17 protein-coding genes are annotated in these 24,630 nt (G+C 65.8%); 4 read left to right on the forward strand and 13 right to left on the reverse strand.

All coding sequences use genetic code 11. The annotated features are described in order from the left end of the window. From AB4Z51_RS28005 to AB4Z51_RS28020, 4 genes are all read right to left on the reverse strand, one after another. A partial coding sequence (locus tag AB4Z51_RS28005) for an efflux RND transporter permease subunit (RefSeq protein ID WP_441498423.1) occupies positions 1–1,491 on the reverse strand: 1,491 nt, incomplete at its 3' end. Then, entirely contained in the window at positions 1,491–4,640 is a 3,150-nt protein-coding gene (locus tag AB4Z51_RS28010) for an efflux RND transporter permease subunit (protein WP_441498424.1), read from the reverse strand. The genes AB4Z51_RS28010 and AB4Z51_RS28005, both read right to left, overlap by 1 nt. 36 nt (positions 4,641–4,676) lie before the next feature. Beyond that, the gene (locus tag AB4Z51_RS28015; protein WP_441498425.1) at positions 4,677–6,077 is read right to left on the reverse strand and encodes an efflux RND transporter periplasmic adaptor subunit; all 1,401 of its coding nucleotides are present in this window, start codon (positions 6,075–6,077) and stop codon (positions 4,677–4,679) included. Next, entirely contained in the window at positions 6,067–7,518 is a 1,452-nt protein-coding gene (locus AB4Z51_RS28020; protein ID WP_244623020.1) for an efflux transporter outer membrane subunit, read from the reverse strand. The genes AB4Z51_RS28015 and AB4Z51_RS28020 overlap by 11 nt, the downstream gene beginning before the upstream one ends. A 648-nt stretch (positions 7,519–8,166) precedes the next feature. Here AB4Z51_RS28020 and AB4Z51_RS28025 point away from each other — a divergent pair. Together AB4Z51_RS28025 and AB4Z51_RS28030 are read left to right on the forward strand one after the other, a co-directional pair. Continuing rightward, positions 8,167–9,396 carry an SAM-dependent methyltransferase gene (locus AB4Z51_RS28025; protein WP_135213587.1) on the forward strand — a complete coding sequence of 410 codons (1,230 nt, stop codon included), beginning with the start codon at positions 8,167–8,169 and terminating at the stop codon, positions 9,394–9,396. Positions 9,397–9,492: 96 nt separating this feature from the next. Next, positions 9,493–10,527, forward strand: coding sequence for a cysteine synthase A (locus AB4Z51_RS28030; RefSeq protein ID WP_135213586.1), 1,035 nt, complete (start codon positions 9,493–9,495; stop codon positions 10,525–10,527). A gap of 167 nt (positions 10,528–10,694) precedes the next feature. On the opposite strand, the gene AB4Z51_RS28035 is transcribed toward AB4Z51_RS28030, so the two are convergent. The 4 genes from AB4Z51_RS28035 to AB4Z51_RS28050 are packed head-to-tail and all read right to left on the reverse strand — an operon-like array spanning position 10,695 to position 15,202. Next, positions 10,695–11,432, reverse strand: a complete 738-nt coding sequence (locus tag AB4Z51_RS28035; protein ID WP_063983419.1) for an amino acid ABC transporter ATP-binding protein — start codon at positions 11,430–11,432, stop codon at positions 10,695–10,697. A gap of 11 nt (positions 11,433–11,443) precedes the next feature. Beyond that, entirely contained in the window at positions 11,444–12,964 is a 1,521-nt protein-coding gene (locus AB4Z51_RS28040) for an amino acid ABC transporter permease (protein ID WP_441498426.1), read from the reverse strand. Continuing rightward, entirely contained in the window at positions 12,961–14,166 is a 1,206-nt protein-coding gene (locus AB4Z51_RS28045; protein WP_247310409.1) for an amino acid ABC transporter permease, read from the reverse strand. The genes AB4Z51_RS28040 and AB4Z51_RS28045 overlap by 4 nt, the downstream gene beginning before the upstream one ends. Positions 14,167–14,185: 19 nt before the next feature. Next, positions 14,186–15,202 carry an amino acid ABC transporter substrate-binding protein gene (locus AB4Z51_RS28050; RefSeq protein WP_441498427.1) on the reverse strand — a complete coding sequence of 339 codons (1,017 nt, stop codon included), beginning with the start codon at positions 15,200–15,202 and terminating at the stop codon, positions 14,186–14,188. Between the two features lie 394 nt (positions 15,203–15,596). On the opposite strand from AB4Z51_RS28050, the gene metC reads away from it, so the two are divergent. Together metC and AB4Z51_RS28060 are read left to right on the forward strand one after the other, a co-directional pair. After that, positions 15,597–16,781: a cystathionine beta-lyase gene (metC, locus tag AB4Z51_RS28055; protein WP_135213582.1), complete on the forward strand. Its 1,185-nt coding sequence runs from the start codon at positions 15,597–15,599 to the stop codon at positions 16,779–16,781. Positions 16,782–16,960: 179 nt separating this feature from the next. Beyond that, entirely contained in the window at positions 16,961–18,649 is a 1,689-nt protein-coding gene (locus AB4Z51_RS28060; RefSeq protein ID WP_135213581.1) for a Na/Pi cotransporter family protein, read from the forward strand. 9 nt (positions 18,650–18,658) lie between these two features. Here AB4Z51_RS28060 and AB4Z51_RS28065 read toward each other — a convergent pair whose 3' ends face one another. From AB4Z51_RS28065 to pbpC, 5 genes are all read right to left on the reverse strand, one after another. Next, positions 18,659–18,997 (reverse strand): lipid-A-disaccharide synthase N-terminal domain-containing protein, encoded by a 339-nt coding sequence (locus AB4Z51_RS28065; RefSeq protein WP_071914138.1) that lies wholly within the window; start codon positions 18,995–18,997, stop codon positions 18,659–18,661. Continuing rightward, positions 18,994–19,731: a glycosyltransferase family 2 protein gene (locus AB4Z51_RS28070; RefSeq protein ID WP_135213580.1), complete on the reverse strand. Its 738-nt coding sequence runs from the start codon at positions 19,729–19,731 to the stop codon at positions 18,994–18,996. The genes AB4Z51_RS28065 and AB4Z51_RS28070 overlap by 4 nt, the downstream gene beginning before the upstream one ends. A gap of 65 nt (positions 19,732–19,796) precedes the next feature. Next, positions 19,797–20,642 carry a phosphatase PAP2 family protein gene (locus AB4Z51_RS28075; RefSeq protein WP_441498428.1) on the reverse strand — a complete coding sequence of 282 codons (846 nt, stop codon included), beginning with the start codon at positions 20,640–20,642 and terminating at the stop codon, positions 19,797–19,799. After that, positions 20,643–22,385, reverse strand: a complete 1,743-nt coding sequence (locus AB4Z51_RS28080) for an ArnT family glycosyltransferase (RefSeq protein ID WP_028151725.1) — start codon at positions 22,383–22,385, stop codon at positions 20,643–20,645. Between the two features lie 50 nt (positions 22,386–22,435). Beyond that, the gene (pbpC, locus tag AB4Z51_RS28085; protein ID WP_244623019.1) at positions 22,436–24,628 is read right to left on the reverse strand and encodes a penicillin-binding protein 1C; all 2,193 of its coding nucleotides are present in this window, start codon (positions 24,626–24,628) and stop codon (positions 22,436–22,438) included. Positions 24,629–24,630: the final 2 nt, after the last annotated feature.

Raw genomic sequence — 24,630 nt, forward strand, 5'->3', positions numbered from 1 at the left:
GCCGGACGTGGTCTGCCGGATGTAATGGGCGCAGATCATCGGCGTGACCGTCAGCGACACCAGCGTCGAGACCAGGATCGCAAAGGTCAGCGTCAGCGAGAACTCGCGCAGCAGGCGGCCGACGATGCCGTCCATGAAGATCAGCGGCGTGAAAGCCGCGATCAGCGACAGGCTGATCGAGACCACGGTGAACCCGATCTGCCGGGCGCCAACGAGCGCGGCCTGGAGCGGCCGCATGCCATGCTCGAGATTGCGGTACATGTTCTCGATCATGACGATGGCGTCGTCGACCACGAAGCCGACCGAGATCGCCAGCGCCATCAGCGACAGATTGTCGATCGAGAAGCCCGCGACCCACATCCCGGCACAGGTCCCGGCCAGCGCCAGCGGCACCGAGATGCCAGCCGCGATCGTCGGCGTCAGCCGCCGTAGGAACACGAACACCACGACCATCACGAGGACAGCGGTTGCCAGCAGCGTCCACTGCATGTCGAGCACGCTGGCGCGGATCGTACTGGTGCGGTCGACCAGCGTGGAAATATCGACACCCGCCGGGATCCATTGCTTCAGCGCCGGGATCAGCGCCTTCACCCGGTCGACGGTGTCGATGACGTTGGCGTCGCCCTGCTTGGTGATCTGGATCAGCACCGCCGGCTGCTTGTTGAACCAGGCGATGGAGCGAGCGTTGCGGACGGAGTCCTCGATGTCGGCGACGTCGGACAGCCGGACGAAATTGCCGTTCGAGCTCTTGATGATGATGTCGCGGAACTCTTTCGCCGTCCGCATCTGCTTGTTCAGCGACAGCGTCTCGCTCTGGCGCTCGCCGTTGAAGATGCCGACGGGACCAAGCGGGTTGGCATTGATGATTGCAGTCCTGACGTCGTCGGTGGCGATGCCGGCGTTAGACAGCGCGACGGGGTTGAGCTGCACGCGCACCGCCGGCTGATCGGCGCCGCTCACCGTCACGTCGCCGACACCAGGCACCTGCGAGATGCGTTGCGCGAGCACGGTATCGGCGACGTCGTAGATCGCGCTGGCCGACAGCGTCTTCGAGGTCAGCGCCAGTACGAAAACGGGCGCGCCGGCCGTGTTCGCCTTGCGGAAGCGCGGCAGCGTCGGGAGGTCGCTCGGCAGGTCGATCAGCGCCGCGTTGATCGCCGCCTGCACGTCGCGTGCGGCCTTGTCGATGTTGCGACCGATGTCGAACTGCAGCTGGATGCTGGTCGTGCCGAGCGACGACGTCGAGGTGATCTGGTTGATGCCCGCGATCTCGCCGAGCCGACGCTCCAATGGCGAGGCCACCGTCGCCGCCATGACGGACGGGTCGGCGCCCGGCCGGCTGGCCGACACGAAGATGGCGGGGAAGTCGACGTTCGGGACCGAGGCGACAGGCAGGAACTCGTAGGCGACGACACCCAGCAGGAACAACCCGATCGACAGCAGCGTGGTCGCGACCGGCCGGCGGATGAAGGGCTCCGAGATCGATGCCATCACTGCATCCCCTCGGTCGCGCCCGCGACCGGCGGGCCGCCGGATTCAGCCGGCGGCAGCGCCTGCTCGAGGCGGCGGTTGATGCGGTCGAGCGCCAGGTAGATCACGGGCGTGGTGTAGAGCGTCAAAAGCTGGCTCAGCAGCAGGCCGCCGATGATGGAGATGCCGAGCGGAAAGCGCAGCTCGGCGCCGGTGCCGCTCTCGATTGCGAGCGGCAGCGCGCCGAACAGCGCCGCCAGCGTTGTCATCATGATCGGACGGAAGCGCAAGAGACAGGCCTGCACGATCGCCTCGTTCGGCGACATCCCCTGCCGGCGCTCGGCCTCGAGCGCGAAGTCGATCATCATGATCGCGTTCTTCTTGACGATGCCSATCAGCAGGATAATGCCGATCAGGCCGATCACCGAGAGGTCCTGCCCGCACAGCATCAGCGCCAGGATCGCGCCGACGCCGGCCGAAGGCAGCGTCGACAGGATGGTGATCGGGTGGATGTAGCTCTCATAGAGCACGCCCAGCACGATGTAGATCGTGATCACGGCGGCGAGCAGCAGCCAGGGCTGGCCGGCGAGCGCCTTGGCGAATTCGGCGGCATCGCCAGCATAGACGCCGACGATGCTGTTGGGCATCTCGATCCGGGTCTCGATCGTCTTCACCGCCTCGACGGCATCGCCGAGCGCGGCGCCCGGGGCGAGGTTGAAGCTGAGCGAGATCGACGGGAATTGCGCCTGGTGCGAGATCGCGAGCGGCGCCGTGGTGCGCTTCAGCGTCGCCACGGCCGAGAGCGGCACCTGGGCGTTGGGCGCGCCCACGATGCTGCTCGCCGCGCCCGGCAGATACAGCTTCGACAGGATCGAGGGATCGCGCTGGTACATCGGCAGCGCCTCCAGCACCACGCGGTACTGGTTGGCCTGGCCGTAGATGGTCGAGATCTGCCGCTGCGCGAACGCATCGTTGAGCGTGTCGGTGATTCCCTGCAGGCTCACGCCGAGCTGCCCGGCCCGGGTCCGGTCCACATCGAGCTGCGCCCGCAGGCCGCCCTCCTGCGCCTCCGAGGAGACGTCGCGGAACAGCGGATCGCGCCGCATCTCGGCAACAAGCTTGCGCGCCCATTCCGACACTAGCGTCGCATCGGTCCCGGTCAGCGTGTACTGGTACTGCGAACGGCTCGACTGGGTCGAGATCTGCACGTCCTGCACCGGCTGGAAATAGACGGTCATGCCGGGGATGGCCGACACCCGTTCCTTCAGCCGGGTCACGACCGCGCTGACGTCGTCGCGCCGCTCGCCGCGCGGCTTCAAGGTCATGACCAGGCGCCCGACATTGGTGGTCGGGTTGACCGAGCCCGCCCCGATCACCGAGACCACGCCGACCACGTCAGGATCGGCCTTGATGGCATCGGCCGCCTCGGCCTGACGCTTCTGCATCTCGGTGAACGACACGTCGGGTCCCGCCTCCGTCACCGCCGTGATCGAGGCGGTGTCCTGAAGCGGCAGAAAGCCCTTTGGCGCGACGACGTAGAGGACGAGGGTCGCGACCAGGGTCGCAAATGTCACGAGCAGCGTGGCGCGCTGGCGTTCCAGGACCCAGAGCAGCGTCCGGTGATAGAACTCGACGGTGCTATCGATGAAGCGGCTGATCGCGGCCAATCCCGGCACCGCCAGTTCCTCATGGGCGTGCTTGAGCAGCCGCGAGCACATCATCGGCGTCAGCGTCAGCGAGACCACGGCCGAGGTCACGACCGCGATCGTCAGCGTCAGCGCGAATTCGCGGAACATGCGCCCGACGAGGCCGGACATGAACAGCAGCGGGATGAACACCGCGATCAACGACACCGTCAGCGAGATCACGGTGAAGCCGATTTCGCTGGCCCCCTTCAGCGAGGCCTCCATCGCGCTATCGCCGTTCTCCATGTGGCGGACGATGTTCTCGATCATGACGATGGCGTCGTCGACGACGAAGCCGGTGCCGATGGTGAGCGCCATCAGCGACAGATTGTCGAGGCTGAAGCCGGCGAAATACATGATGCCGAAGCTGGTGATCAGCGACAGCGGCAGCGCGACGCCCGCGATCAGCGTGGCCCGCAGGGAGCGCAGGAACAACAGCACCACCAGCGTCACCAAGACGACGCTGAGGATCAGGGTGAACTGCACGTCGCGAACCGAGGCGCGGATGGTGACGGTACGGTCGGAGACGATGGTGAGGTTCACGCCGGCCGGAATGGCGCGCTGGACCTTTGGGATTTCCGCCCGGATCTGGCTGACGACATCGATGACGTTGGCGCCGGGCTGGCGCTGGATGTCGATGATGACCGCCGGCGTGCCCTGGTACCAGCCGCCGGTGCGGTCGTTCTCGAGGCCATCCACGATCTGCGCGACGTCGCCGATCGTGACCGGCGAGCCGTTGCGGTAGGCGATGATAACAGGCTTGTAGGCGTCGGCGGCAGCGATCTGGTCGTTGGCGGCGATGATGTAGGATTGCTGCGCCCCGTCGAGCGAGCCTTTTGGCCCCGAGACGTTGGCGTTGGCGATCGCGGCGCGCAGATCCTCCATCGCGATGCCATAGGCCGCGAGCCGCGCGAGGTCGGCCTGGACGCGCACGGCCGGCTTCAGCCCGCCGAGCACCGAGACGCGCCCGACGCCGGAAATCTGGCTCAGCCGCTGTGCCAGAAGCGTGTCGGCGATGTCGCTCATCGCCCGCAGCGAGATCGTGTCGGAGCGAAGCGCCAGCGTCATCACCGGTGCGTCCGCCGGGTTCACCTTGGCGTAGGTCGGCGGATACGGCAGCGTCTTGGGCAGCACGCCGGCCGCCGCGTTGATCGCGGCCTGCACGTCCTGGGTCGCGCCGTCGATGTCGCGGTTGAGATCGAACTGAAGCGAGATCTGGCTGACGCCGAACGAACTCGTCGAGTTCATCGCCGACAGCGACGGGATCTGGCCGAGCTGCCGCTCCAGCGGCGCGGTGATCAGCGAGGCGATCACGTCGGGGCTGGCGCCCGGCAGCTGCGTCGTCACCTGCACGGTCGGGAAGTCGACCTGCGGCAGCGCCGAGACCGGCAGCGAGAAATAGCCGAGCGCGCCCCCGATCAGCAGGGCGATGCCGAGCAGCGAGGTCGCGATCGGGCGGCGGATGAAGGGTTCGGAGACGCCCATGGGATGTGCCTGCCGCTCAGGCGGCTGTTGTCGGGATCATGGCTGCTTGGCTCCTGGTCCCGAGGCCCCCGGCCCCGGTGCCGCGCCGGTCTGCCCCTTCTGGTCGCCTTCGCTGCTGCTCCGTTTGGCGCGGTGCTCGCCGTCCTTGCCCTGTCCGTCCTTTTGCCCGTCCTTGGCCTGCCCATCCTTCTTCTGGCCATCCGGGCCGCGCGTGCGCTTGCGCGGGGCGAGATCGGCCGACGGTGTCTGGTCATCGCGGCCGACGACCACCTTGGAGCCGTCGGACAGATTGGCAAAGCCGGTCGTGACGACCTTGTCGGTCGGCGACAAGCCGCTGGCAATGACGGCGTCATGCTCGTTCTGCTGGGTCACGGTCACCGGCTTGGCGGAGACGACATTGTCCTCGCCGATGACGTAGCTGAAGGTGCCGATCGGTCCGCGCTGCACCGCCGATGTCGGCACCACCAGCGCCTGCATCAAGGTCTCGACCTTGAGGCGGACATTGACGAACTGGCCCGGCCAGAGCTGGTAATTGGCGTTGGGGAATTCCGCCTTGAGCTTGAGCGTGCCGGTGGTCTGGTCGACCTGGTTGTCGATGCCGGTCAGCTTGCCGGTGTCGATCACGGTGATGCCGTCATTGCCGAACACGTCGACCGCGAGCGTGCCCTTCGACGCCRCTGCGTTGACGCGCATGATCTGCTGCTGCGGCAGGCTGAACCACACCGCGATCGGCTGCAATTGCGTGATCACCAGGAGGCCGGTGGCGTCGGCGGCGTGGATGATGTTGCCCTGGTCGACCTGCCGCAGGCCGGCGCGGCCCGAAAGCGGCGCCACGATCTTGGTGTAGCTCAACGTCGCCGCCGCATTGTCGATCGCGGCCTGGTCGGCTTTGACCAGCGCCTCGGTCTGCGCGACCGCGGCGCGCTGGGTGTCGGCCTGTTGTTTGGAGCCCGCGTTGGAGGCAGCTAACTGCTCGTAGCGCGTAAGGTCGATGCGCTGGTTGGCGAGCTGCGCCTCGTCCTGCGCTTTCTTGGCGACGGCCTGATCATACGTCGCCTGGTAGAGCGCGGGATCGATCTCGCCGAGCACGTCGCCCTTCTTGACGTCCTGGCCCTCGGTGAATTTCACGGCGATCAGCTTGCCGTCGACCTGCGAGCGCACGGTCACGGTGTTGAGCGCGCGGATCGCTCCCACGCCGTCGAGATAGACCGGGACGTCCTGGATGCGGGGCGTCGCCGCCAGCACCGGCACCGGCAGATCGGGCCGCTGGTTGCGGCCATTCGCCTGCTGCGGCTGCTGATGCCAGACGGTCCAGCCGAAATAACCGAGCCCGCCAAGGATGGCGAGCGTGATCAGGGTCATGACGAAGCCGCGGCCGCGCGATTTCTTCGCCGTCCCTTCTTTCGCGCCTTCCTTCGTATCCGGCTTAAAGAGCATTGACCGGTTTCTCCATTCGCGGCTCCCAGCCGCCGCCGAGCGCCTGATACAGGCTGACGATGGCGAGAAGCCGTGCGAGTTGGGCCTGCCACAACGCATCTTCGGCCTGAAATAGTGTCTGCTGGACGTTCAGCACAGTCACGATGTCGGCCGTGCCGGCGCGCAATTGCTGCTCGGCGAGATCGAAGGCGCGCTTCGACGAGGTAACGACATCGCGCTGCAATTGTAGCTTGATCGTGGTCTGCTTGATCGAATACAGCGCGTTGTCGACGTCCGCAAACGACTGGATGATGGTCTTGCGGTAGGTCTGGAGCAACTCGTCCTGCCGCGCCTTGGCGAATTCGAAATTGCCGAGGATCTTGCCGCCGTCGAAGATCGGCTGCGTGGCGCTTCCGACGAGCTGGAAGAAGGCCGCATGCGGCTGGAACAGCGAGACCAGCGCCGAGCTCTGATAGCCGCCATTGCCGGTGAGCTGGATCGTCGGAAAGAACTGCGCGCGGGCATTGCCGATGTTCGCGGTCGCCGAGGCGAGCTGTGCCTCCTGGCGGCGGATGTCGGGCCGCTGCGTCAAAAGCTCCGACGGCAGGCCGGGCGTGACGCGCGGGATGGCGATCTTGTTCAGCGAGCCGCCGAGCACGCGGACGCTCTCCGGCGGCCGCGATACCAGCACGGCGAGCGCGTTGACGTTCTGGTCGAGCGTCTGGCGCAGCGGCGGCACCAGCGCCTTCTGGTTGGCGACCACGCTCTCCTGCTGGGCGACGTCGAGATCGGTCCCGGTGCCGGCCTTGCGGCGCTCGCGGATGGCATCAAGGATGCGCTGCGCGCTGGCGATGTTGCTCTGGGCGGTACGCAGGCGATCCTGCGAGGCCAGCACCTGGAAATAGGCGTTGGCGACGCCGGCCAGCGTCGTCAGCGCGACGACGTCGCGATCGAACCGGTTGGCATTCGCCGTCTCTTCCGCCGATTGCAGCGCATCGCGGTTCTGGCCCCAGAAGTCGAGCTGGTAGCTCGCGCTCAGCGACGCCGAATAGTTGACGACCTCGCGGCCGCCGATGGACAGGCCCGAGGCGCTCGAACCCGAGGTGCGTGAATAGGTTTCCGATCCGCCGCCCGACAGGCTCGGCAGCAGCGCCGCGCCCGCCTGCCGCGCCTGGGCGTCGGCCTGGACGATGCGCGCGACGGCGGCGGCGATGTCGAGATTGACGGTCTGCGCCTCCTCCATCAGTTGCGTCAGTTCCGCGGAGCGAAAGCCGCGCCACCAATCCAGCGACGGCGGCACATCCGGCTTGCCCGCGTATTTGTACTGCGTGGGAACATCGAGTGCGGGATCGGGCAAATCCTGCGTCAGCACGCAGGCGCCTGAACTGGCGGCAAGGCACGCCACGGCAGCCCATCGCGCCGCGCGCGACGTCCGGAACGTAAGGCCGGGAGATTGCCTCATGGCGACCGCAGGACCATCCTGTGTCACATCCACCCCCCGCCGGGCAGATCGATCCGCCACCGCAGAGCCGGATTAACCGATTCGTGGCGGGACGGCCGGGGGCGTTTATGTAACTCGTTCACAGCCGTGATGCTTTCTGCGGAACCTGAAGTTCATACTAGCGGGGCGCGGAACAGGGGGACAGTCCCGCACCTGCGAAATGCGGCCTCGAATGCGTCGATGCCGAACTCACGCAAATACAAAATATGCCTGTGTCACAGGGCTATTTTGTATTCCAACCTCGGCCCGGGGCGCATTCAAGCTTACCAAGATTTCATGTGATATTGCCGCCACGCCGACGCCAGGGCTACCGGTCCCGCCAGGCGCTCCACCGAAACCTGCGCCGCGGCGCACCGCAGCTTCCCTGGCCTTAGCTGAGCGCACGGCGCGCTATGATCGGGTGCTGGCCCGCAATTGCGCTGTGCACACGGCGGTGGACTGCCGGAGGTACCCCGCCAGCCCCTTGGCGACCGGCGCAGCGCACACCTATATCATGCGCATGATTCGACGCTGACCGTTTGCGGGGCGCCCTCGGGTCCAGCGATATGAGGCGTATGGGGGCGCCTGGCTCGCGGTCGGACAGTATCCGTTCAGGTGATGGATCTGCCGATGTCGCATACCATCTCGGTGACGTCAGACACCATAGACACAGTGCTTGCCGATCTGCCGCGCATCGTTCGGCTCGCACTCAGTTTTGGCGCACGGCTGCGGCGAGGAACGCTCGACGTCACCCTGCCCGACGGACGCGTGATCCGCCTCGGCGGCCAGGAGCCGGGCCCGAATGCGGCGATGCGGCTGCACAATTACGGCTTCGCGTCGCGCCTCATCAACGGCGGCGACATCGGCATCGCGGAGGCCTATCTCGCCGGCGACTGGGATACGCCGGACCTGACGCAATTCCTCTACCTGTTCTGCGTCAATCACGATCTGATCCAGGCCATGCTGAACGACAAGCCGCTGATGCGGTTCGTCCAGCTGCTGCAGCACTGGTTCAACCGCAACACCCGCCGTCAGGCGCGGCGCAACATCCATGCCCATTACGACATCGGCAACGCGTTCTATTCGGCCTGGCTCGATCCCGGCATGACCTATTCCTCGGCGCTGTTCGAGGAGAGCACCTGCGATCTCACGGCAGCCCAGACCAACAAATACCGCCGGCTCGCCGAGGCGCTCGACCTGAAGCCGGACCAGACGCTGCTCGAGATCGGCTGCGGCTGGGGCGGCTTCGCCGAGTTCGCCGCAAAGACCTTCGGCACGCGCGTGGTGGGCCTCACGATCTCGACCGAGCAGCGCGATTTTGCGCAGAAGCGCATTCACGAGGCGGGCCTTGCCGACAAGGTCGAGATCCGTCTTCAGGATTATCGCGACGAATGCGACCGCTACGACCGCATCGCCTCGATCGAGATGATCGAGGCCGTCGGCGAGCAGTTCTGGCCGAAATATTTCGCCCAGTTGCGGGACCGGCTGCTGCCCGGCGGCCTCGCCGGCATCCAGGCGATCACCATCCAGGACAGGCTGTTCCAGAGCTACCGGCGCGAGGTGGACTTCATCCAGCGCTACGTCTTTCCCGGCGGCATGCTGCCCTCGCCCGCCGTGCTCAAGTCGCTCGGCGACACGTTCGGCCTGCCCGTCATTCGCGAGCGCATCTTCGGGCAGGATTATGCCAAGACGCTGGCCACCTGGCGGAATAACTTCCAGACGGCCTGGCCGGGCCTCGTGCCGCTCGGCTTCGACGACCGGTTCCGGCGGCTGTGGGAGTATTACCTGTCCTATTGCGAGGCCGGATTCCTGTCCGGAAATATCGACGTCCGGCAAGTCATCTTCGCAAAGCAGCAATAAGAGTTTGCGGGCTCGCCTTGCAAGGGTCGCTTGTAAGGCCCGCCACCCTACTTTAGGGTCGCGCCCACCCTATGATCCAGCCGGTAATTGCCTGACATGACCATCAAAAATGACGTTGTCGAAGCCATCGGCAACACCCCGCTCATCAAGCTCAAGCGCGCCTCCGAACTGACCGGCTGCACCATTCTGGGCAAGGCCGAGTTCATGAATCCGGGCCAGTCGGTGAAGGACCGCGCCGGCAAATGGATGATCCTGGAGGCCGAGAAGCGCGGCGAGCTCAAGCCGGGCGGTCTCGTGGTGGAGGCGACCGCCGGCAACACCGGAATCGGCCTCGCGGTCGTGGCGAGCGCGCGCGGTTACCGCACGCTGATCGTGATCCCGGAGACGCAGAGCCAGGAGAAGAAGGATTTTCTGAAGCTGTGCGGCGCCGAGCTGGTCGAGGTGCCGGCCCTGCCCTATGCCAATCCCAACAATTATCAGCATGTTGGTCGCCGGCTCGCCGACGAGCTGCGCAAGACCGAGCCCAATGGCGTGCTGTTCGCAGACCAGTGGAATAACCTCGACAATGCGAAGGCGCACTACGAGTCGACGGGTCCCGAGATCTGGGAGCAGACCGGCGGCAAGGTCGACGGCTTCGTCTGCTCGGTCGGCAGCGGCGGCACGCTCGCCGGCGTCAGCCGCTATCTGAAAGAGAAGAACAAGGACGTCCGGATCGCCTGCGCCGATCCGCATGGCGCCGGCATGTTCGAATATTTCCGGAGCGGCGACGCCAAGGCGACGCCGGGCGGCTCGATCACGGAAGGTATCGGCCTCAACCGTGCGACCGCAATCGTCGAGAGCGCGAAGGTGGATGACGCCTATCTCGTTCCCGACGCGGAAGCCGTCACGGTGATCTACGAGTTGCTCCAGCACGAAGGCCTGTGCCTCGGCGGTTCCACCGGCATCAACATCGCCGGCGCGATACGACTCGCGAAACAGCTCGGGCCCGGCAAGACCATCGTGACCGTGCTCTGCGATTCCGGCAGCCGCTATCAGTCGAAGCTGTTCAATGCCGACTTCATGCGCGCCAAGAACCTGCCGGTGCCGGAATGGCTGGAGAAGCGCAGCAACATCAAGCCGCCGTTCGTCTAGGCCGGGAGGGTTGCGGCCGCCCGGATTTCGAAGTCCGGCTCAAGTTGAGCCAAGCCGCGGTGCCGTAGCCGTAAGGTGGGCAAAGCGAAGCGTGCCCACCTTGCTTGCCGGAGACTGCGGACGGATGGTGGGCACGGCGCAAAGGCGCCTTTGCCCACCCTACGGGGTCACCGCAAGATCTGGCTCAAGAACAGCTTCGTCCGTGCGTGCTGGGGAGCGGCGAAGAACTCGTTCGGCGTATTGGCCTCGATGATCTGGCCCGCATCCATGAACACGACGCGGTTGGCGACCTCGCGGGCGAAGCCCATTTCGTGAGTGACGACCAGCATGGTCATGCCCTCCTCGGCGAGGTCGACCATGGTGTCGAGCACTTCCTTGACCATTTCGGGGTCGAGCGCCGAGGTCGGCTCGTCGAACAGCATTACCTTGGGGTTCATCGTCAGCGCGCGTGCGATCGCGACGCGCTGCTGCTGGCCGCCGGACATCTGTCCGGGAAACTTGTTGGCCTGATGCGGGATCTTGACCCGCTCCAGGAATTTCATCGCGTTGACTTCGGCGTCCCTCTTCGGGATGTTCCGCACCCAGATCGGCGCCAGCGTGCAATTCTCCAGGACGGTCAGATGCGGGAACAGGTTGAAGCTCTGGAACACCATGCCGACCTCGCGGCGGACCGCATCGACGTGCTTCAGGTTCGGCCCGAGCTCGATGCCGTCGACGACGATCTCGCCCTCCTGGAATTCCTCGAGCGCGTTGATGCAGCGGATCAACGTCGACTTGCCCGAGCCCGAGGGGCCGCAGATCACGATGCGCTCGCCCTTCTTGACCTCGAGGTCGATGTCGCGCAGCACATGGAACTCGCCGTACCATTTGTTGAGGCCGGAAATCTTGACGATGGGGTCGGACATGATGACCTCGATCAGTTGCGACGGTGAGCGTTGAGGCGGTGCTCGACGAAGAGCGAGTAGCGCGACATTCCAAAGCAGAAGATGAAGTAGATGATCCCGGCGAAGGCAAAGCCGGTGAACGCGGTCGACGGCGTCGACCATTTCGGATCCGAGAACGACGCCCGGAGCGAGCCCAGCAGGTCGAATAGCGCCACGATCGAGACCAGCGACGTGTCCTTGAACAGCGAGATGAAGCTGTTGACGAGGTTCGGAATGACGTGGCGCAGCGCCTGCGGCAGCACGATCAGCGAGGTCGTCTTCCACCAGGACAGGCCCAGGGCGGCCGCCGCCTCGCCCTGCCCGCGCGGGATCGCGGCCAACCCGCCGCGGACGTTCTCGGCCTGATAGGCGCCCGTGAACAGCGAAATGCCGATCAGCGCGCGCACCAGACCGTCGACCGTGAAATTGCCCGGCAGGAACAAAGGCAGCATGTAGGTCGCGAAGAACAGCACGGTGATCAGCGGCACGCCGCGCCAGAACTCGATGAAGGCGATCGAGAAGATCCGGATTAGCGGAATGGTCGAGCGGCGGCCGAGCGCCAGCGCGATGCCGATCGGCAGCGAGGTGACGATGCCGGTCACGGAGACCACCAGCGTCACCAGAAGCCCGCCCCACAGATTCGTGGTCACGACCGGCAGGCCGCCGTGATCGAGCCCCATCAGCTTGATCACGACCGCGATGCCGACAAAGGTGGCGATGCTGGATGTCAGCGCCCGGCCGCCGGTGCGAACGCCGCCGCCGACAACGAAGGCGATCAGGGAGACGACCGCCGCCGTGATGGCGAAATCGGCCCAGACCGACTGGCCCGTCGCCTGGAGCTGGTCACGCAGCCAGGTCAGCGGAAAGATCAGCCAGTAGATCGCGCTGCCGACCAGCACGATGAGATTGCCGGCCAGCCAGAAGAGCGGTGCGATGGCTGAGGTCTTGGCGAGACTGAGCAGAGCCTGCCCGGCGCCGATGATGCTGTCGTCGAACAATTGCAGCAGGCCGGCCGTCCAGCTCAGGCCGAACCCGGTGATGCCGCCGCCGTGCAGCAGAAAGAACGCCACCACKGGAAAGGCGAAGAAGAAGAGACTTGCGTTCAGTCCTTTCGCCGGCAGGCGCGGAATGAGCAGCGGCAGCAGCAGAGCCGCCGCCAGGATCAGCGCGAGATTGACCCGCCAGCGCTCGGCCTCGGGATAGAAGCCGTAGATCAGTTGCGGCAGCTTGGCCTGGATGAAGGGCCAGCAGGCGCCGACCGTAAAGCCGGCATTCTCGGTCAGGCACGCCCTGCGATCCTTGCCGGTCCAGACCGCATCGACCATCAGGAACTTCACGGCAGGAATGACGGTGAACCAGAGCAGCAAGGCGCCGACGATCGTGAGCAAAATGTTGGTCGGCGAATTGAACAGGCGCGTGCGCATCAGGCCGATGAAGCCCGTGGTCTTGACCGGCGCGGGACGCTCGGTGAGCAGGTCCCGGCGGACATAGGCGGACGAGATGATGTCGCTCATGCGCCCAGACTCCGGCTGACGCGCCAACCGTAGACGCTCATGACGGCGCTCGTGAGCAGCGAGATCAGGAGGTAGACACCCATCGTCATGGCAATGATCTCGATCGCCTGCCCGGTCTGGCTCAGCGACGTGCCGGCGAACACCGAGACGAGGTCGGGATAGCCGATCGCGACCGCCAGCGAAGAGTTCTTGGTGAGGTTGAGATACTGGTTGGTCAGCGGCGGCACGATCACGCGCATCGCCTGCGGCACGACGATCAGGCGCAACGTGGTGCCGCGGCTCAGCCCCAGCGAGGATCCCGCTTCCATCTGACCGGAGTGGACAGACAGGATGCCGGCGCGCACGATCTCGGCGATGAAGGCCGCGGTATAGGTCGACAGCGCCAGCGTCAGCGCCACGAATTCCGGGATGACTCTTGAGCCGCCGGCAAAATTGAACCCCTTGAGCTGCGGCAGCTCGAAGGTGAAGGGCAGGCCGAACACCAGCACGGCCGCGAGCGGCAGCCCGAACAGCAGGCCCAGCACATAGGGCCAGATCCGGATCATCTGACCGCGCTGAAATAGCGCCCGCCGCGCATAGAAGCGCAAAACCAGCGAAGCGACGATGCCGAGGACCAGCATCGCCAGGAACGGCTCGAAGCCGCCCTCGCCGATCGGGCGCGGAATGACGAGCCCACGGTTGCTGATGAAGGCGATGCCCAGCAGCGAAATGCTCTGCCGCGGATTGGGCAAGGCCGCGAGAACCGCCAGGTACCAGAACAGGATCTGGAACAGCACCGGCAGATTTCGGCAGATCTCGACATAGATCTCGCCGACGCGCGACAACAGCCAGTTGGGCGACAGCCGGCACAGCGCGACGATGAAGCCGATCACGGTGGCGAAGAAGATGCCTACCACCGAGACCACGAGCGTGTTCAAAAGCCCGACCACGAACACGCGCAGGAACGTGTCCGAGCCGGTGTAGGAGATCAGGGTCTGGTTGACGTCGAAGCCGGCATTGTTCCGGAGGAAGCCGAAGCCGGCGGCAATGTGCTGGTTTTCGAGGTTCGTCCGGGCGTTGGAGACGATCTCATAGCCAATCCAGCCCAGGATCGCCGCGAAGGCAAACTGGACGGCGACGCCGTTCCAGCCTGCCTTGCCGCCCAGAACGCGCCTGATCTTCAGCGCGATCTGGGCCGGCGGTTTTCGAGCCTCGGTGCTCATCGCCGCGGATCAGGCGGGATCAGCGGATCGGCGGCGCGTACTGAAGACCGCCCTTATTCCAGAGATTGTTGAGGCCACGGCTGATGCCGAGCGGCGAACCGGCGCCGACGTTGCGGTCGAACACCTCGCCGTAATTGCCGGTGGCCTTCACGATCCGCACCACCCAGTCCTTGGTCAGGCCGAGCTGTTCGCCGAAATTGCCGTCGCTGCCGAGCACGCGCTTCAGCTCCGGATTTTCCAGTTTCGCCTTCTCGTCCACGTTCTTCGAGGTCACGCCGAGCTCTTCGGCGGTAACCATGGCGAACAGCGTCCATTTCACGATGTCGAACCACTGGTCGTCGCCGTGGCGCACCATCGGCCCGAGCGGCTCCTTCGAGATGATTTCGGGGAGCACCATATGGTCGTTGGGATTGGCAAGCTTGAGGCGGTTGGCGTACAGGCCCGACTGGTCGGTGGTGAAGACGTCGCAGCGCCCGGCTTCATAGGCCTTGACGGTCTCGTCGTTGGTGCCGAACGCGATCACCTCGTACTTCATGTTGTTGGCCTTGAAGTAGTCGGCGAGATTCTGCTCGGTGGTGGTGCCGGTCTGGACGCAGACCGAGGCGCTGTTGAGCTCGAGCGCCGAATTCACCTTGAGCGACTTCTTCACCATGAAGCCCTGCCCGTCGTAATAGGTCACGCCGGTGAAGTTGGCGCCGAGCGAGGTGTCGCGCGAGATGGTCCAGGTGGTGTTGCGCGAGAGCACGTCGATTTCGCCGGATTGCAGCGCCGTGAAACGATCCTTGGCGGACAACGGCACGTACTTGACCTTGGTCGCATCGTTGAAGATCGCGCCTGCGATCGCGCGGCAGAGGTCGACGTCAAGCCCGGTCCAGTTGCCCTTGTCGTCGGGCGAGGAGAAGCCGGGCAGGCCTTGGCTGACGCCGCAGGACAGCATGCCCCGGTCCTTGATGGTCTTGAGCGTTTGCGCATCGGCGGCCTGGGCGGAGAGGCCGGCGGCGACAGCGAGAGTGAGAGCCAGGGTTACGCGTTTCATGGGCTGAAGGCCTTTCAAAGTCGTCTCAAGGTCAGGAATGGCGTCTTTGGGATCGTCTCCGCCAGGGCTAGCCGCATCAAGACTAGCCTTGCAAGAGTCATGCTGGAAAACCTTGCCGAACACTCGCCCATCCCGGGAGGCCATACCTTAATCCCCGCCGCAGGCGTCCGCCGTTATGGCTGTGACGCAAGGTCCGGTCAGGCGATGGATCGAAGGTCGCGGCAGCCCCTCAACATGCGGCGACTGAATAGCACCCGCGCATCTCAGAACGACTGGCGAGCCGGGTCAAGGGGTTGACGGGACTCTTCTGTGTTCTGTTATTAACGGCAGCGGCCTTCGGCCGGCCCGCGGGCGCGGCGCGCCCGGTGGAAACGCGCTTTTTGAAAGCAGACGCATGGATTCCTCGCATCCCGCCCAACAGCACGCCGAAACCCGGCTGGTGACCTCCGGCCGCGACACCAAGGCGCAGAAGGGGTTCGTCAATCCGCCGGTGTTTCACGGTTCGACCGTGCTCTATCCGACCGCTGAGGACCTGCACGCCCATCGCGGCGAGTTCCAGTACGGCCGCCACGGCACCCCCACCACCAGGGCGTTCCAGGAGACGCTGATGGCACTGGAGGGGCCGCAATGCGCCGGCGTCGGCATCGTGCCGTCAGGCCTGTCGGCGATCTCCACCACCCTGCTCTCGGTGCTGAAGACCGGCGACCATCTGCTCGTCTGCGACAACGTCTATCGGCCCTCGCGCAATTTCTGCAACGGCATGCTCGCGCGCCTCGGCATCGAGACCACCTATTTCGATCCGCTGATCGGCGCGAGCATCGACAAGCTGTTCAAGCCCAACACCCGCGCGGTGCTGGTGGAGGCGCCGGGCTCGCAGTCGTTCGAGATGCCTGACATCCGCGCCATCGCCGAGGTCGCGCATGCGCGCGATGCGCTCGTCATCGACGACAACACCTGGGCGACGCCGCTCTATCATCGCTCGCTCGACCAGGGTGTCGACATCAGCATGCAGGCCGCCACCAAGTATATCGGCGGCCATTCCGACATCATGTTCGGCACCATCTCGGCCAACGCCAAGGCGTGGCCGCAGATTGCCGAAGGCATCCGCCTGCTCGGCGTCTGCGCCGGCCCTGACGACGTCTTCCTGGCGCTGCGCGGCCTGCGCACGCTGTCGGTACGATTGGCGCAGCATCACCGCTCGGGGCTCGACATGGCGCGCTGGCTCGCGGCCCGCCCCGAGGTCGCGCGCGTGCTGCATCCGGCGCTCGAGACCGATCCCGGCCATGCCATCTGGAAGCGCGATTTCACCGGCGCGTCGGGCCTGTTCAGCATCGTGTTGAAGCCGGCGCCGCAGAAGGCCGTCGACACCATGCTCGACACGCTCAAGCTGTTCGGCATGGGCTTCTCCTGGGGCGGCTTCGAGAGCCTCGTGATTCCCTTCGATTGCGACGCCTATCGCACCGCCACGAAGTGGTCGCCGGGCGGCCCGACCCTGCGACTGCACATCGGCCTCGAAAGCGTCGACGATCTCAAGTCCGATCTCGATCGCGGCTTCGCTGCCCTCAAGGCGGCAATGTGAGCCTGCTCACAAGGCATCGCGCCTCGGGACGCGGCAATCGCGCGCCGGCGGACGCGCAAAACGCGCGCCGCGGGAACGCGCAACCGCCGCAAACGTTAACGCGGATGCGCCAACAAAGGGTTTGAACCGCTGACGTTTGGCGCTAGCCTCACCAATCGACTCCAATCCGGACGCGGAGCATGGGAACGTTGGTTCTGCTCGATCTGATGGGCGGCGTGGCGCTGTTGCTGTGGGGCCTGCACATGGTCCACAGCGGGATTCTGCGCGCCTTCGGCCCGGACCTGCGGCGGCTGCTCGGCAAGGCGCTCGGCAACCGATTCAACGCGTTCGCCGCCGGGCTAGGCCTTACCGCGCTGCTCCAGAGCAGCACGGCGACGGCGCTGATCACCAGCTCATTCGCGGCAGAAGGCCTCGTCAGCCTGGCCGCCGCGCTCGCCATCATGTTGGGGGCCAATGTCGGCACGACGCTGATCGTGCAGGTGCTGTCGTTCAACATCGCAGCCGTTGCGCCTGTCCTGTTCGTGCTCGGGCTCGTCGCCTTCCGCTCCGGCCCACGGTCGCGGATCAAGGATATCGGGCGCGTATTCATCGGTCTCGGCTTGATGCTGCTGTCGCTGCACATCCTGCTCGACACGCTGGCTCCGGCGGAGAACGCGCCGGGTGTTCGTGTCATGATGTCCGCGATCACGGGCGATCCCGTGCTCTGCATCGTCATCGCCGCGCTCGTCACCTGGGCGGTGCATTCGAGCGTCGCCAGCGTGCTGCTGATCATGTCGCTGGCCTATTCGCAGTTCATCACACCTTACGCGGCCCTCGCGCTGGTGTTGGGGGCCAATCTCGGCAGCGCCATCAATCCCGTGTTCGAGGGCGCCCGGCGCGACGATCCCGCAAGCTACCGCCTGCCGCTCGGCAATCTCGCCAACCGCGTGATCGGGATCGCGCTGGTGCTGCCGTTCCTGAATGGGATCGCTGAGCACATGCACGCCTGGCAGCCTGATCTCGCCAGGATGACGGCGGCCTTCCACATCGCCTTCAACGTAGGCACGGCCGTCATCTTCATCGGCCTGCTCGACATCATGTCCCGGCTCCTGACCCGGCTGCTGCCTGATCGCGTCCGGGAAGACGATCCGGCCCGGCCGCGCTATCTCGACGAGAGCGCGCTGGAGACGCCGTCACTGGCGCTCGCCGACGCCGCGCGTGAGACCTTGCGCATGGGCGATCTGGTCGAGGTCATGCTGCGCAAGGTAATGGCGGCGATGATGACCGGCGACCGCGCGCTGGTCGACCAGGTCACGAAGATGGACAATGTCGTTGACAGCCTCGACGAAGCCATCAAGCTCTATGTGACGAAGCTGATGCGGGGCAGCCTCGACGAGAGCGAGGGCCGGCGCGCGATGGAGATCATCTCCTTCGCCATCAACCTCGAGCATATCGGCGACATCATCGACAAGAGCCTGAGCGAGCTCGCGACCAAGAAGATCAAGCGCCGCTTCCAGTTCTCGGCCGAGGGCGCCGAGGAGCTCGCCGCCTTCCACAAGCGCACGATGGACTCGCTGCGGATCGCCTTCGGCGTCTTCATGTCGGGCGATGCCAACGAAGCGCGCAAGCTGCTGGTGGAGAAGACCACGCTGAAGAACACCGAGCTCGCCGCCGTCGAGCGTCATCTCGACCGCTTGCGCGAGGGCCGCCCCGAGACCATCGAGACCACCTCGCTGCATCTCGACGTGCTGCGCGACCTACGCCGCATCCACTCGCATATCTGCTCGGTCGCCTATCCCGTGCTCGATGCCGCCGGCGAGCCTTATCGCAGGAGCGAGGCGGATGCCGCCCTGCCCGCCTCCGGCGCGGCGTCGGCGTTACCGCGCTAGCGGCGCGTCTCAGCGTTCCAGCGTCCTCGAGGCGCGGCCGCGGTTCTTGATGATCAGCATGATGTTGCGGATATAGATGATGGTCGCGAGCGCCTGTCCGAGGATGATGACGGGCTCGCGCTTCACGACGCCGTAGACCAGCGTCATCAGCCCGCCGCCCATCGAGCAGAACCAGAACGCCATCGGCACCACGCTGTTGCCGGCCCGCTCGCTCGCGATCCACTGCACCAGGAAGCGTGCGGTGAAGAACAGCTGCGCGACGAGGCCGAACGCCAGCCAGAAATCGAACTTGGCGACGAAGACGTCGTAGAGATAGTTATTCAACGCCTGACCGTATTGGATGATCATGCCTTCACCTCAGTCACATCTGGTGTCGGCTTCTTGCGGCGGATCAGCCACCACACGCCGACGAGATCCATGATGCCGATCCACAGCCGGTCGAAGAAACCATAGTTTGACACGCCGGAATGGCGCGGCCGGTCGATCACGTCGACATAGGCGATCTCGTAGCCTTCGCGGCGCACCAGCGCCGGCAGGAAGCGATGCAGCCCGTCGAAATAGGGCATCATCAGGAATACGTCGCGCCGGAACGCCTTCAGGCCGCAACCGGTATCGCGCGTTCCGTCCTTCAGAATCGCATTGCGGACGCCGTTCGCCACGCGCGACTGGAATTTCTTGAAGCCGGTATCCTTGCGTCCGACACGCTGACCGGCAGCGAGACCGACGCGCCCCGCCCCCTTCTCGACCGCCGCGATCAGGTCGGGCAGGAAGGCGGGATTGTTCTGCCCGTCGCCGTCGAGCGTCGCCACGATCGTGCTGCGCGCCGCGCGCACGCCACTGCGCACTGCTGCCGACTGGCCGCCTGATCTGGCATGGCGAAGCTGCCGGAGATTGTCCCGCTGCTGCATGATCGCGCCGAGCCGTTCGCCGGTCGCGTCCGTCGAGCCGTCGTTGACGTAGATGATTTCATAGGCCCAGCGGCCGTCGAGCGCCGCGCCGATCTCCTCGATCAGCGGCGCGATGTTGTCGGCTTCGTTGCGCACGGGAACGACGATGGAAACCGAAGGCTGGGACGACGACAAATCGAAAGCTCGTGGTTGGAATTGGCCTGCCCCGGGGAACCGGCGGTCCCGGCAGGCAGCCGCTTTTATGGGGCGGATGCCCCGTGGRCAACCCTTTTGAGACGGCCCGAGACCGCCCCTGCAAGAGGCACAATGGTGCCGTCGGCGCGGATGGCAAAGCCGAGCCTCCGGGCCGCGAACCAGTAGCGCACTGCCATGGCGCCGACCATGCCGACCAGAGCGCCGGCGACGACGTCACTCGGATGATGCGCGAGCAGCACCAGCCGGGTCAGCAGGATCACGATTGCGTAAGTGAACATGAACACGCGCAGGCGCGGCCACAGCGCCGAGACCGCAAACGCCAGCGCAAACGCCGTCACCGCATGACCCGACGGCAGGCTGGCATAAGCCCCCGTTCCCTCGAACGGGATGAAGTTGAACGGATCGGCCTTGCCACTCACGAACGGACGTCCGCGACCGATGAGATATTTCAGGATCTCGGCAACGAACACGGACAGGGCGACAGACAGAAACATGAACTGCAGCCGCGTACCGAGGCCGAGCAGCAGCCCACGACGGGTGCCGTGCAATCCCGCTGCAACGAGCGCCAGGAGCACCAGCGTCCCCCCGAGCACCGAGAGCACATACTCGTCCTTGCCGAAATCGGTAAGGATACGGATCGGCCACAGGCTCGGCGTGCCGCGCGTCGGCATCAGCTGGATCTCGGTCTGATCGAACGCGAGCATCAGCACGATGATCAAGGTCGCACCGGCCGCACTGAGCCACAGCGAATGCCGCGCCAGCTTTCGCGCGGCTTCGGCGCGGCGCGAATGCGAAGGCGTACGGACGAGCTGCACCAGGGCATGGCCCGACACCGCGAGCAATTGCGCGGGATAGCCCGGGCGTGGCGCGCTGTCGGCCGGCGCCGGCATCTACTCAGTGCCTTCCGAGCGGAAGATCGAGATCGAGATCGCGCGCCCTTGCGAGAAATTATAGCCGTCGATGCGGGTACCTACCTTGTAGCGCAGCCCGATCGCCTCGGCCCGCTGGACGAAGCTGCGCTCCGAGCGCTGCTCGATCAGCGCGAAGCGACAGCTCCCCTGCCGCAGGAAATCCGCCGCGCCCGAGCCGTCGGTGAGCAGCGTCTGCGTGCCCGTCAGGAACACGAGGCTCGGCTCGTGATAGCCGGCGGCGGCTGCCTTCGGCCCGACGCAGGTGACGTTGCGAAGCGCGCGTGCGATCTCGATGCTCGGAAACAGCGGGGTCAGCGACGGCAGCACGATGCCGTAGACCACGACCGCGAGCATCAGCGCTGCGACCAGCGCGTTGAGCAGCGAGCGCTCGGCGCGGTTGGTGTCGAACAGCCACCAGGCGAACAGACCGAAAATGAGCGAGGCCGCAATGAACGGCCAGGCCACGAACGCCGGTTGCCGCGTCAGCATGACCGCGCCGACCACGGCGATGATCGAGGCGGCAGCGGGAATCGCAAACCACCAGGCCGAGCCGCGCGCGAGCCACGAGCGCGACAGCACGTTGCGCTCCAGCGCACCGACGGTGAGGATCGCGATCGCCGGATACAGCGGCAGCACGTAATGCGGCAGCTTGGTCAGCACCGCCTCGAACACGATCCAGGACGGGATCAGCCAGGCCAGCAGGAACTGCGCGCCGGGCTCGCGCCGGGCCCGCCACACCGCCGGCGCCGCCATCGCCGCAAGCGGCGCGCCGGGCCAGAACGTGATCCAGAACAGCGCCAGATACAGTCCGGGCGGCGCGCCATGGGATTCCTGGGCGCCGATTTTGCTCAGCATGTCGCCGCCGACGGAATCGGCGAAGAAGGCATCGCCCGCGCGCCAGAAGATCGCGACGAACCAGGGCAGCACCAGCACCAGCATCCACATCAGGCCCCAGAGCGGACGCAGCTTCCACAGCCACGAGGCATCACGGTCCTGGATCGCGAGCGCGACGATGGTCAGGCCCGCGAACATCAGGATCAGCGGACCCTTGATCAAGATGCCGACCGCGAGCGCGGTCCAGAAGATCGCGGGCCAGCTCCAGGGCGGATGGGTCTCATCCTCTGCGCGCTGCCACGACAGATAGGCGCGCGACATCGCGCCCATCGCGGCGGTCACGCAGAACAGCAGCATCGCATCGGTTTTCGCGAGGCGTGCTTCGACGCCGAGCAGCACCGAGGCGCACATCAGGAGCGCGGCGAGCACCGCGGCGCGCCGCGTGACGAAGCCGAGCGCGGCCCAATAGGTCATGAGCACGGCGCCGATTGCGCCGATCAGTGACGGCAGCCGGTACACCCAGATCCGCAATTCGGCCTTCGGCAGCTTGAGCGCGGATGCGGCTTCAACCGCGGCCGACTGCAACCAGTAGATGCCGACTGGCTTCTTGTAGCGGACGTCTTCCTGGAAGCGGATGTCGACATAATCGCCGCTCTCGACCATCTGCTTGGTGGCCTGCGCAAAGCGCGCCTCGTCGCGGTCAACGGGCGGAATCGTGAAGAATCCCGGCAGGAATAGCAGCAGCGCACACAGCAGCAGGAAGCCAACCGCGCGGGCGTGACTGGCCGTGGCGTAGTCCAGCATAAGCACGAGCCGGCTGCCCGGATTCACGGGCGCTTTCGGCTCGCGGGGTGCTCCAAAACGGGGGCTGGGATAGGTCTCGGCCATTGGTTCCGCTTACGCTGAAACCGTCATTCCGACAACCGGTTAAGGCGGGGTCATTGAATTCGAATGACAACTGTGTCCGCGGCGCCAGTGGCGTCGATCACGGTCAGCCGCGCAAAGCCCGGACCGGGCGGATCGATCAGGCGCTGGCGGCGCCCGTCGATCTCGCCGAGTGATGTTCCATTAACCATGATGGTCATGGGAAGGACGCCGCCGGCGACCTTCACCGGCATGGCTGCGCTCCCCTCGCCGCCGGAACGGTCGACATCGATCCGCGAGCCGTTCAGCGGGAACTGGATGTGCAGCGCCTGCTCGCTGCCGGTCCGCAACAGGTCCCCGACCGGGCGGAACCGCTTCAGCGGCAATGGCAACTTGGCGTTGCTGGCGACCAGGGTTCCCTTCGGCGGCTTCGGCAACGGGGCCAGCGTCTTGCCGGTGCGCGCGAAGGCGTCGAACAGGATCGGGGCTGCGGCCACGCGGCCGATCAGCCCGGGAACCGGCGCGCCGTCGGGCCGACCGACCCAGACGCCGATGGTCAGGCGGCCGTCGAAGCCGACCGACCATGCGTCGCGATAGCCGTAGGAGGTGCCGGTCTTGAAGGCGATGCGGTTGTGGGCGGCATTTTCGGGCGGCGGCGTGCCCAGAAGCACGTTGCCGACCTGCCAGGCCGCGACCTGGTCCAGCAGCCGCAGCGGTTCCCGATCGTCCCGGCCGGTCATGAGGTCGCGCAACGGCATGGTGGTGCCGAGCCGGGCGAAACCCGTATAGAGCTGGGTGAGGTCCTGCAGTGTCACACCAACGCCGCCGAGTCCCATCGCGAGCCCCGGTGCCTCGTCCTTGGGCAGGACCAGATTGCCGCCGGCCTGCCGCAGCCGCGACGACAGCCGGCTCGCGCCGACGCGGTCGAGCAGCACGATCGCCGGCACGTTCAGCGACAATTGCAGCGCCTTCTTCACCGGCACCGTGCCCTGAAACGTCATGTCGAAATTTTCCGGCGCGTAGGAGCCGAAGCGGACGGGCCGGTCGTCGATCAAACTGTCGGGGTGGACGAAGCCGTCCTCGAACGCGAGCCCGTAGATGAAGGGTTTCAGCGTCGACCCCGGCGAACGGACGGCGCGGGTCATGTCGACCTGCCCCGCCCGGCTCTCGTCGAAATAATCGGCCGAACCGACGCGGGCGAGCACGTCGCCGCTCTCATTGTCGACCACGATGATGCCGACCGAGATATTGGGCCCGAGCGCAATGGCGCGGTCACGCGCCAGCGGTTCCAGCACCTTCTGCAGATTGGCGTCGAGCGTCAGCTTGATGACCGGCGTATCCTTGACCGTCGACAGCGCCGTGTCGGAGGCATGTGGCGCGAGGATCGGCATCGGCTTGCGCAGTTTTGGCACGGGCACGGCCTTGGCCTGCTTCGCGTCCTCAAGGCTGACCACATGCTCCTCGACCATGCGGTCCAGCACGCGGTCGCGGGCTTTACGTGCGGCCTCGGGATAGCGATCGAGCCGGCGCGTCTCCGGCGATTGCGGCAGCGCCACCAGCAGCGCGGCCTCGGCCAGCGAGAGCCGCTTCGGCTCCTTGCCGAGATAGGCGATCGAGGCTGAGCGGATGCCTTCGAGATTGCCGCCATAGGGCGCCAACGCGAGATAGAGGTCCAGGATCGCATCCTTGCTCATGCTGCGCTCGATCTCGATCGCCCGCACGATCTGCCGCAGCTTTGCATAGAGCGAGCGTTGCCGCCGCGGCTCCATCAGCCGCGCCAGTTGCATCGAGATGGTCGAGCCGCCCGAGACGATGTGGCCGCGCGTGGTGAGCTGTAGTGCGGCGCGCACGAGAGCGAGCGGGTCGAGACCGTTATGCGCGTAGAAGCGCTGGTCCTCATAGGCGAGCAGTAACTTGAGATAGGTCGGATCGACGTTGGCCTTGGCATCGACCGGCAGCCGCCAGCGGCCGTCGGCCATGGCATAAGCGCGCAGCAGCTTTCCGTTGCGATCGACGACCGTGGTGGAGACCTGGCGTGCCTCGTCGAGCGGGAGCGGGCCGAGGGAATAGACCCAGCCGACAAAGCCGCCGATGGCGAGGATGAGCGTGAGTGCGAGGGCCGAGAGGACACGACGGCCCCAGCCCTTTGCTCCGTCATGGCCGGGCTTGTCCCGGCCATCCACGTTCTTCGCCACGGCGCCACAGTTCGTGGATGCCCGGGACAAGCCCGGGCATGACGACTGAGTTTGAAGCGCCGACTCGTTCATTT

The sequence above is a fragment of the Bradyrhizobium sp. 2TAF36 genome (genome assembly GCF_052114925.1).
Classification (GTDB): Bacteria; Pseudomonadota; Alphaproteobacteria; order Rhizobiales; family Xanthobacteraceae; genus Bradyrhizobium; species Bradyrhizobium barranii.